Annotated in this window: 4 protein-coding genes; 1 reads left to right on the forward strand and 3 read right to left on the reverse strand. The window is 49.7% G+C overall.

Annotated elements, in window-relative coordinates:
* The 3 genes from QUA42_RS21965 to ppsA all read right to left on the reverse strand — a co-directional run.
* Window positions 1–5,665: DUF4347 domain-containing protein (locus tag QUA42_RS21965; RefSeq protein WP_333140047.1), on the reverse strand; the 5,665-nt coding region annotated here is incomplete at its 3' end.
* A gap of 1,500 nt (window positions 5,666–7,165) precedes the next feature.
* Window positions 7,166–7,486, reverse strand: a complete 321-nt coding sequence (locus QUA42_RS21970) for a DUF6464 family protein (protein WP_333140049.1) — start codon at window positions 7,484–7,486, stop codon at window positions 7,166–7,168.
* A 425-nt stretch (window positions 7,487–7,911) separates the two neighbouring features.
* On the reverse strand, window positions 7,912–10,389 hold the full coding sequence (gene ppsA, locus QUA42_RS21975; RefSeq protein WP_333140051.1) for a phosphoenolpyruvate synthase: 2,478 nt from the start codon (window positions 10,387–10,389) through the stop codon (window positions 7,912–7,914).
* A 262-nt stretch (window positions 10,390–10,651) separates the two neighbouring features.
* Here ppsA and QUA42_RS21980 point away from each other — a divergent pair, with 262 nt between their 5' ends.
* Window positions 10,652–10,783, forward strand: a complete 132-nt coding sequence (locus QUA42_RS21980) for a hypothetical protein (protein ID WP_333140053.1) — start codon at window positions 10,652–10,654, stop codon at window positions 10,781–10,783.
* The last annotated feature ends 486 nt before the right edge of the window (window positions 10,784–11,269 follow it).

An 11,269-nucleotide genomic window follows, 5' to 3' on the forward strand; every position in this document is an offset into this window, starting at 1 on the left:
CTGCTGCGATCAAGTCTCGCTGTTGGTCGCCGAAAGCGATATCGCTGCCTGCTTCACCTAACACTGTGTCGTCGCCGTCTTGGGAAAGAAATAGTTGGTTGGTTTCGTTTCCTGTTAAGGAATCGTTTCCGCCAGTGCCGATGCTGGTGTTTTGGATGTCGATGAGTTGGGCGGCGTTTGAGTCGAAGTTAAGTATTTGCTCTGGCTGGGGTGGGATAAATGTGAGCGGGGGCAGCAAGGGCAAGGGGTCGCAACCGCAACTGGTATCGGGTTCGGGTACTGGGTTGAATATGGGGGTTGGTTCTGGCGCTGGTGTTGGTTCGGGGGCTGGTTTTGGCGCTGGTGTTGTTGGTGTTGGTGGTGTTGGAGTTGCAGTTGGTTCCGGTTCCGGCGTGGGTATGGGCGTCGGCGCGGGTATGGGCGTCGGGGCTGGTGCCGCTGCCGGTGTGGGTGTTGGTGCCGGTGCGGGTGTTGGTTCCGGCGCGAGTGTTGGAGTTGGTGTTAGCCCGGGTATGGGCACCGGGGCGGGTTCCGCTGCGGGTATGGGCGTCGGGGCGGGTGTTGGTGTGGGTGTTGGTTCCGGCGCAGGTGTTGGTTCCGCTGCGGGAGTTGGTGTTGGTGGTGTTGGTGTTGGTTCCGGCGCGGGAGTTGGTGTTGGCGTCGGCGCGGGTGTTGGTATCGGCGCGGGTGTCGGCGTCGGTATCGCTTCCTTAAGGGGAATGAGAGAAACAGTGGCGACTGCCGCACTGGTGGCGCCGAGGTTATCTGTAGCGCTGTAGGTGAAGTTTGCCCCTGTGAAATTACTGGACGCCTGGAAGAACAACTGGGTAATTTGCTCGGCTGTCAGGGTTTGACTTGCTGTGACCCGCACTCCCTGGCTGGGGTCGCCCAAGAACAGCGTGCCTTCATTGGCTGGTGGCAAGGTGTTTACGGTAAAGGAAACCACCGTGCCGTCGGGGTCGGTTCCTCCGAGTCCGGGGATGTTCACGGTTCTTCCCAGCAACACAGGGAGGCTGGAGTTGTTGGCGACGGGTGGCTGGTCGGTGGGAGGTAATAGTGCTAGCAGGGAGGCTGTAGCGGGGGCTGGACTAATGGCGCCGCGGCTGTCTGTGGCGCTGTAGGTAAAGTTGGTGGCTGCGAATTCGCTGGTTGCTTGGAAGAATAACTGGCTGATTTGAGTTGCGCTAAGTCTTTGGCCTGCCGTGATCCGGATTCCCTGGCTGGGGTCGCCCAAGAACAGGACGCCTTGAGTTGCCGCCGGCAGGGTGTTGATAGTGAAGAATTCGATCGAGTTGTCGGGGTCTTTTGCCGTGAGCCCTGTGAGGTTGACGGTGCTGTTTGACGCCAGTGTCTTGCTGATGTTTGTGGGTACCGGCGGGTAGTTGAATGCCAGGGACACCAGAGAAACGGTGGCGGCAGGACTGCTGTCACCGAGATTGTCCTTGCTGCTGTAGGTAAAATTAGCTCCTGTGAAATTGCCAGCCGACTCGAAGAATAACTGCGTCATTTGCTCGGCTGTCAGCGTTTGACCTGCCGTGACAGCGATTCCCCCTGTTGCGGGGTCGCCCAAGAACAGGACGCCTTGATTTGCCGGCGCCAGGGTGCTGATGGTGAATGTAACCACTGTGCCGTCTGAGTCTCTGCCTCCGAGCCCGCTAATTTGGACAACGCTGTTGGGCGCGATCGCCACATTGCTACTGTCGGCTGATGGAAGCTTGTTGGGTGTTGGCTGCGCGAGTAAAATGGCGGTGGTGACAGTGGCTCGGGACTCGGAACCGTTGTTATTGCTGGGTTCGGGGTCAAAAGTGGTCGCTCGACTCTGGGAAGTATTGCTAATGGTGCCCGTCGCTGGAACGACTACTGTTACCTCGCGGTTGATGTTGGTGCCCCTAGTCAAACTGGGAATTGTTGGGAAGGTGACAACCCCTGTCACTGGGTCGTAAGTGCCGTTATCGGAAGCGCTGACTCCCGTTAAACCGGGAATGATGCTGTCTGTAATCACTACGTTTTCAGCAGCATTCGGCCCATTGTTTGCGGTAGTTATAGTATAAGTCACGGAACTACCAGCAGGAGCAGATGTGAGACCGCTTTTGGACGTAACCAGGTCGGCTACAGCATCGATCGAGGTAATGACTCGCCCCCCCGCCTGACCGGGCAATGCGACTGTCGAGCCGTCGTTGTTGGTTAAGTCCGGGTCAAAAGTGGACGCTCGACTCAAGACAATGTTGGTGATGCTCGTCAGGGTAGGCGGCGGTACAAACATCAGGGTGCGGGTGACGCTGCTGCCGCTGGCTAAAGTCGCGATCGCTGGGAAATCGATCGCCCCTGTGTCAGGATTGTAGGTTCCGTCATCGGACACGCTGACATTAGTTAAGCCGGGAATCAGGCTGTCGATAATAACTACGTTGGTCGCGGGACTCGGGCCTAAGTTGGTAGTAGTAATTGTATAAAGTAGCGTGTCGCCCACCTGGATGCTGGCCGGAGCCGTTTTTTGGGTGACAACATCGGCCACAGCATCGATCGAGGTAATAACTTGCCCCCCCGCCTGACCGGGCAATGCGACTGTCGAGCCGTCGTTGTTGGTTAAGTCCGGGTCAAAAGTGGACGCTCGACTCAAGACAATGTTGGTGATGCTCGTCAGGGTAGGCGGCGGTACAAACATCAGGGTGCGGGTGACGCTGCTGCCGCTGGCTAAAGTCGCGATCGCTGGGAAATCGATCGCCCCTGTGTCAGGATTGTAGGTTCCGTCATCGGACACGCTGACATTAGTTAAGCCGGGAATCAGGCTGTCGATAATAACTACGTTGGTCGCGGGACTCGGGCCTAAGTTGGTAGTAGTAATTGTATAAAGTAGCGTGTCGCCCACCTGGATGCTGGCCGGAGCCGTTTTTTGGGTGGCAACATCGGCCACAGCATTGATCGAGGTGGTGACGGTGGCGTTGGGGTTTGTACCGTTGTTGTTGGCCGGAGTGGAGTCCGGAGTGATGGAGGTACTTCTGGCCGTGTTGCTAATGGAAGTTAGGGTGGGCGGTACTGTGAAGTCGATCGTCCGGGTGAGTGTCTCCGCGTTGGCGATTGCCACGGGCGCGAAGGTGACAATGCCTGTCACTGGATCGTAAACGCCACCGTTAGATGCCGTGACTCCGGTTAACCCCGGAACTATGCTGTCTGTGATGGTTACAGCTTCTGCAGGACTTGGACCTAAGTTGACTGTGGCGATCGTATAGCTGACCGAACTACCGGCCGTAGCACTCGTAGAGCCGGTTTTCGTGGTAACAAGATCCGCGTTGGGCGCAATACTTGTCGTAACCGTAGAGTTGGTGGGAGTGCCGTCTTTGTTGGTTGTCGAGCCGTTGTTGTTAGTGGCGATCGGATCGAAAGTCGCCGCGCTACTCCGGGCGGTGTTGCTGATGTCGGTACGGGTGGCTGGGGCAATGAAACTGATGGTGCGGGTCGCAGTAGCCGCATTTGCCAGCGCCGTCAGTGCTGGGAAGGTGACAATGCCCGAAACTGGGTCATAAGTGCCGCCGTCCGATACGCTGACTCCTGTTAAACCCGGAATAATGCTGTCAGTGATGGTCACATCGGCAGCGGGGTCTGGCCCGATGTTAGTCGTAGTCAATGTGTAGGCGACGCTTGACCCGGCGGAGGTAGTCACAGGGCCACTTTTGGTAGTAACTAAATCCGCGACTGTATCGACAACTGTGGTAAAAACTACACCAGGCCCCTCGATTTGCCCTGGCGCGACTATACCGCTGTTGTTGCTAAGGTCGGGGTCGAAAGTCGAGCTAGTGCTGAATGCAACGTTGGCAAAACTGCTACCGCTGGTTAAACCGGGCGGCAAATCAATAGTCAGGGTGTAAGTCAGAGTCTCACCCGCATTGAGAACGGGAATTAACGGCCAGGTGACTGCCTTCGTTTGGTTCACGTAAGTGCCGTTGTTGGACGCACTGAGAACCGGCGGCGATCCGCCCGGACGCAGCAGTTCTAAAGGTATTTCGTCTTGAATCAGAACATTTGTAGCAGGCGCTGGCCCCCGGTTTACAGTAGTAATCGTGTAGGTAATGCTGCTTCCGGGCTTGACGAACTGCGGGCCGGTCTTGATAGTGGCAACCTCAGCGGCGATACTGGGAGGATTGATAGTTTCAACTACCAGGTTTTGAAGTTCGTGAATGTTGTTGGCGCTTCCTGTGGAACTGCCAAAACCAAATTTGAAAATTGGCGGTACTCGGCCGTTTTCGGTTGCCAAGTTGGGGATATCGATCAATGTAGTTTCGTAGATGTCGTCGAAATTTTCATCGAAGGCAACGGTGAGGCGAGAGGGTTCCACCGGATCATTAGATGGATTCAGCGTAATTTGAACGGATCTTTTGGCTAAATTGCGATCGCTCGTGAACGTATTGCTGAAATTAAAACTGCCGCCGGCAATAGGGCCACTAAAGTCAATGCTCGTAGGAATGTTATCGATGCCGAAGGGAACGATCGCATTTGTTAAAAACTGATAACCGTCTGCTTGATTTCCTCTAACAGTTACTGAATCAGGTCTGAAAGAACCAATAGAGGAGCCGGGAATCCGAGGCGGCTCGGGGCCAGAGCGCCCTTCTGTGGATGTTGAAAAATTGCCAAACTCGTCAAGCCCAATGCCTAAATAACCTCCCTCAATACCGGGTATACCAGTTCGTGGAGCGTAAGCCACAGAACCGCCATAACCCCCAGTCCTTGTTGGACTAACAGTGCCGTCAATCAAGAAAAAACCCAGCCCGTCCCCTGGCTGAGGACTAATAAATTGTTGCGGAGCCTCAAATTGCCCGCTTGAACCGTAAGAATAAAAATCAAACTGGACTCTGAGACCGTCGGTTGAAGGAATGGGGTTGTTGTAGATGACGAAGGCTTCCCGAAGGTTTACTGCTGGAGTTAATAGCAGAGCGCCATCGCCGGGACTTGCACCGCCCAAAGCCGGAAGTACGCCGGATACTGTGCCTCCGGTAATGCCGGGGATAAGTTGATCGGCTGCTGGAAGGTTACTGCTGGGATCGAACAGTGCCCCGTCGTTTCCCCCGTAAATCCAAGGCCCCCTAACTGTGGAGTTTTTGAAGGTTTCGTTAACTAATGTGCCGAGGGGGTAAGGGTAAGCTTCGAGCACTTCTTTTTCAATGGCGATTCTCGCCTTTATTTCCCCGGTCGCAAATTTTAATTGCCAGTCGCCGCCGAGTGCCGCACTCCCCGTCAAGTTGTCGGAAGCTGCAATATCTGCACCGACAATCAAGCTCAGCCTCCGCACGAAGGCCTCGCCGTTTTCCCCCGCTGCGACGCTGCACCCGAATAACAAGATATCTCCTCTCTCGCTGAGGACTTTTCCCCACTGCTGTAACAAATGGCTGTAGGTTTGTAAGTTGTCGTTGCAGAGTTCGATCAACCCTAGCTGCACCCCCGCTTCTCGACCGTGAGAAACTATCTGAAGGCTGTCTAAATCGCTGTAATTAGCCAAAATTCTAGTAATTTGCTCGACTCCATCCCGCGTCGAGTCCAGTACAAATACCTCTGTATCGGCTGTTGCTCCTCTTGCCAAGCTGTCGCCGTTCTCTACTCTGGCATCTAGGAACAGTACATTTTTTATAGTCCGAGGCGGTAACCACAGGGGATTTTCCATTACGGTTGCTTGCAAAAATTCTCTGTGGGGATGCCCAATTCTCGTGTCCGCACGAAGTTTATGGGACAGGAAACACTCCTCTATTTTTACTTGTTTTATTGGTTTTTTATGATGATAAGTTGCTGTTGTTCGGGATTTGGCGCCCGCAATCCTTGCGGGGGATTCACATATTTTTGGGGTTAAAAAGATTGATTTGTTGCAGATGCTTTGCATGGTCAAATTGGCTCACGGATTGTAGATGATGTACCCATTTCCCGATGATAATTATCACCTATTGAAAAGGTTTAATTGCAGAGTAAGATGCTCTGCTGCTTGACTTGGATCAAGAGCAAAAAGCAAATTTTTCTCAGCACAAAGCAGTGCTATATAGATATTGGATAGCATTGCAAATATCGCCGGCAGAAGCGCTGAGGATTTGGGGTTGAAATCCCAATAATCTCTCTATCGGGTGATATTTTGCCTTCGGCTTTTTTCTTTTCTTTTAGGGAGTGTATCTGTTACACGCCTATCTCTTACATCGCGCAGTAGATAATAACACGAGTTCTCAAAAATTTAATTGATGAGGTTTTCTGTACATCGTCTAATGCACTTTATTTGCAGAGAAAATTCACTATTTCGGGACGTATAAACCTGGTTTGAGGGACTAAAAGACTTCTTGGTAGCCTTCGCTCCCGGTAAAAAACTCGGTTTCTTTGGTTTTGGCGCGCAAACCCTGTTCACAATAGCAACTAGACATTAATTAGGGAGTGATAGCCGTCACATAATTATGTCGGCTGTGCCCGAAGTGTCATTCAACTGAGATCTTTTACCATTCTCAATAACCCTTTTATGGGGGGGTTCTCCTGCCCAGCCGATAAGAAAATTCACTCTTTGTGGAACAGGCCAGAAAGCTTATTCTTGAAAATGGTGCAACATATGAGATTCAATTGAAATCGGCATACCCTGTATCGACGAAGCGTCTTAAAAATTCATGACTTGGAGTCTGGAGATAGCCATCTAGGTATGAGACTGTTTCGCGACGATCGCAAAAACAGATTCGTGCAGCCCACAACTAACTTCTCAAACTGTCAACTTAGAGTCTTCGAGCGAGTTTCTGTTTAAGATAAATGCTCGGGACAATGTTTCGTGCAGAATTTTTCATGATGTTTTGGAGAAACTGATTTGGAGATTTGCCCCTCAGCTACTTACGATTTTTATTGGCTAATTTTCTTAACTGCAGGAGTTACGACCAGGAGACTAGAAACCCAATTTATTCCTAGATTTCTCGCCGCCCAACCAAAATTTATCATCTAAACCTGGTTTCTGATCGTAAGTGGTCAACTAGAAAAACACCGATCGCAATCCGCCCGTTATGGCAACTGTAACCAAGCAATAATGCTCGATTAGGTTTTAATTGCTGAGTTGGGGCGTGGGTCGTCCAAAACAAGCTCCAACAATAATCCTTACACGTAAGTACATCTTAACTCATTGATTATTACATCCGCAAATAGGCGTAGATACAAGCACCAATATAAACTATATCTTTTCACCGCGAGCGTCAAGAGTTCTGGCTTGGTAGTACCGACAATCTTGACAGGGCCCAGAAGGATTGACAGCGCAGCGAAGGTAATTAGAGCGGGCGTTATACTCGCAAGTGATATCGCCGATCGAATAACCGAGGCTTTGTATGTAAGTGCGATCGGCAGTTGGTAGTTGAGTTCGCATAGGTCTATTCGCTACCGCAAGTCTGGCCGCTGCAATTCTGTCGCGGGCTTGGCTCTGGGCAGAGCGCATCACCCACAAAGACAGCAGCGACGGAGCTAAACCTATGAAAATAATCAGGAGAGCAGTTAGCACATTTTCAGAGCTTATGTGGAGAATATGTTTGTTGATTTAGGCGATGGCAACAGAAAATCCTCCCCTAAAAGACGGTTTTAAATAAGAAAAGTTCCCGCTCAATTCTCAAACTATGCCGCCCGTGTGTTAACCGTTAGCTGGCGGCTGAGGAGGGCGATCGCGCGCAGCGCCAGGGTTCAACCAAGCCAGAAGTGCTGATATGATGTGATATTATGTCAGGTCAATTATCAGCAATCAAATAGGTTTGTAGTGACGAATGCAAGTCCTGATAAAAATTAGAGGACTTGGATTCATCACTATAGACGGGAGAGCGATTATTTTACAGGAATACATCTGAGAAACCGAGTCGATTTCAAAAACAACCAAGCCAGAACATGGGGTAACTATTGTTTGAGAAACCCGGTTGATCTCCAAAACCAAAACGGTTAAACCTTAGCAATATCCCCCGCTAAATCCATCAACGAACCCGCGCCCTCCACCTTAGCCACATCTAACAAAGTCTTCAAAACCGAATCGGGATTCAAACTGATCGAATCAATTCCCAACTCAACCAAGAAACGAGCAAACTCCGGATAATCGCTGGGCGCTTGACCGCAAATCCCAATCTTGCGATCGTACTTCTTGGCAGCTTTAATCGCAATTGCTACCATTCGCTTGACAGCTTCATTCCGTTCGTCAAAAATGTGGGCGACTAAAGCAGAATCCCGGTCTAATCCTAATGTTAGCTGAGTTAAATCGTTAGAGCCGATGGAGAATCCGTCAAAAACTTGGGCAAATTCGTCAGCAAATATGACATTGCTCGGCAATTCGCACATCACATACACTTGCAAGCCGTTCTCGCCCTTAACTAAACCGTGTTTTGCCATCTCGGCTAACACTTTTCGCCCTTCATCTGGGGTGCGACAAAATGGAATCATCGGAATTACATTGGTCAAGCCCATTTCGTCGCGAACTCGCTTTAATGCTTTGCATTCCAAAGCGTAAGCTTCGCGGTAATTCGGGTCGTAATAACGAGAGGCGCCACGCCACCCGATCATTGGGTTTTCTTCCTTGGGTTCAAACTGCCGCCCTCCCAAAAGATTAGCATATTCATTGCTCTTGAAATCACTCATCCGCACGATAACTGGATTTGGATAAAATGCGGCGGCAATTGTGGCAATTCCGTAGGCTAGTTTGTCGGTGAAGAAATCGGGTTTGTGTTGGTAAAGTGCTGTGAGTTCTGCAATTTCTTCCTTGACTGATTCATCCACCAATTCGTCAAAGTGAATCAGTGCCAGCGGATGTGCTTTAATGTGATTGGCAATGATGAATTCTAGGCGCGCTAAGCCTACGCCGTCGCAAGGAATTGCTGATAAACCAAAGGCTTCTTCTGGGTTCCCGACATTCATTAAAATTTGAGTGCGGGTGCGGGGTAAATTCTCGATCGCAGTTTCCTGAATTTCAAAAGGAAGCAAACCGGAATAAACTTTGCCTTCGTCTCCTTCGGAACAAGAAACAGTGATTTCTTGATGATTTTTCAAGATTTGAGTGGCGTCGCCGGTGCCGACAATGGCGGGAATTCCCATTTCTCTGGCTATGATGGCGGCGTGACAAGTGCGGCCGCCGGAATTGGTGACGATCGCACTTGCTTTTTTCATAATCGGTTCCCAATCCGGGTCGGTTTTGTTGGTAACTAAAACTTCTCCTGATTGAAATTCAGCGATTCTGTGTACATCTAAAATTATGCGGGCTGGGCCTTGTCCGATTGATTCGCCAACGGCGCGTCCTTTTGCTAAAACTGCACTGCTACCTTGCAATTTGTAGTTTCGCAAAACTTTAGCAGACTTTTGAGATTGTACTGTTTCGGGTCGCGCTTGGACAATAAACAATTCGCCCGTATTGCCGTCTTTTGCCCACTCAATGTCCATCGGGGTATAAGTCCCGCGCACTTTAGAGTAGTGTTCTTCGATGACTACTGCCCATTTTGCTAGTTGCAGAATTTCATCATCTTGTATGGCAAATTTATTTTTTTCTGCTGCTATCACGGAGACGTTTTTGGTGTATTTAGAACCGCCGATGTCGTACACCATTTTGAGTGTTTTGCTGCCGAGGCGTTTGTCTAAAATCGGGCGAAAACCTTGTTTTAATGTTGGTTTAAAGACGAAGTATTCGTCGGGGTTGACGGTTCCTTGCACGACGTTTTCGCCTAATCCGTAGGCGGCGGTTACTAATACGGCGTTTTTGAATCCGGTTTCGGTGTCGATGCTGAACATGACGCCGGAGGATGCTAAGTCCGATCGCACCATTTTTTGGACGCCGACTGATAGGGCGACTTCAAAGTGGTCGAAACCCCGCTGTTGGCGGTAGGAAATCGCGCGATCGGTGAATATGGAAGCAAAGCATTTGTGACAGCATTCGAGGACGCCAGCGCAAGCTTGGACGTTGAGGTAGGTTTCTTGCTGTCCGGCGAAACTGGCGTCTGGTAAGTCTTCGGCGGTGGCGGAGGAACGCACTGCTACGTCTGTACTGTCGCCGTAGCGATCGCACAATTTTTCGTAAGCATCCGCGATCGCCGCTTGTAATTCTCGCGGAAATGGTGTGTCCAGAATCAGTGCCCGCGCTTGCTTGCCTTTTTGTCGCAGGTTCTGCAGATCTTCTACGTCTAAATCGGCAAAAATTTCGCGCAATTTAGCTTCTAAACCCGCTGACTGGATAAAGTACCGATAAGCGTGTGCTGTAGTTGCAAATCCGTTGGGAACTCTGACTCCTTGGGCGGTTAATTGTTGAATCATTTCGCCCAAAGAAGCATTTTTACCGCCTACTAATGGGATGTCGGCGATGCCGACTTCATCAAACAACAATACTAAGGCTTTTTCTTTGGGAATTAACCCGGCTTTTTGTTCAATTGCTAAATTGTCGAGCATTGCTTTTTACCTCTCAACTTCATCTCAGTTCTGTCCAGGAACAGAAAACAAAAAACAGCTTATTTTTAATTGTAATTTTGTTACCAAAATTCTCTGATTTTTTCCTAGGCTGTATCAACCGAGTTTTCGATTGCCTCTATTTCAAGATTATCACTTTTTGGCTAAATAGCAAGGCCTGTTGAGATATTTTATTTGATTGCAAAAAGTAAAGAAATCGCTGTAATGAGTTTATGTAAGGTATCATAAAAGAACTGGTAAAAAAATGAATAGCGAAGATAGTTCCCACCGCTTTTTTGGCGTTGAGCGCTCATTGGTGCGGGGATATCGCTCGGATTCTGTTGGTAGCGGAATCCAAGGGCAACAAAGGATGGGGTTCGATCGCGCGATCGGCTGAACCCGCCCAAAAACCGATACTTATTTTCCGACAGGAGTCGTGAGTCGCCCAAAATTTGAGATTCTAGTTCAACCTCCCCGATTCATCTGTGGAGTACATCTAAAATCTAAAATAGGGTCACAGAGGCGATCACCCAAAAAAAATACTAAGCAGCTTAGTTTCCTCCTGAAACCGAGCTTCTAAAAACCCTAAAAATTTTCCCTCTGATTGCGTTGACCTACTTAGAGGAAAAACACAGTGGCATAGATATCAGCAGATATTGCACGATTTTCAATAAGGCTTTTACGGGTAGATCAGAAGAAGCTCTCCCAAGAAAATTTATTCTTTGTGAAACGCGCTGGAAAGCCCATTTTTGAGAAGAGTCCAACTATGATATAGAGTGCATTGTAATTGTTGAACCAAAGAGTTTTTAACTGGGAACGGCGGGATTTGTGGCTATACAATTCTTTATATGCTATAATAGTTGGCTAAACTGCCTTATGACAA

Origin of the sequence: Microcoleus sp. Pol11C2, from assembly GCF_036701505.1 — a bacterium.
In the GTDB taxonomy this organism is placed as follows: domain Bacteria; phylum Cyanobacteriota; class Cyanobacteriia; order Cyanobacteriales; family Microcoleaceae; genus Microcoleus.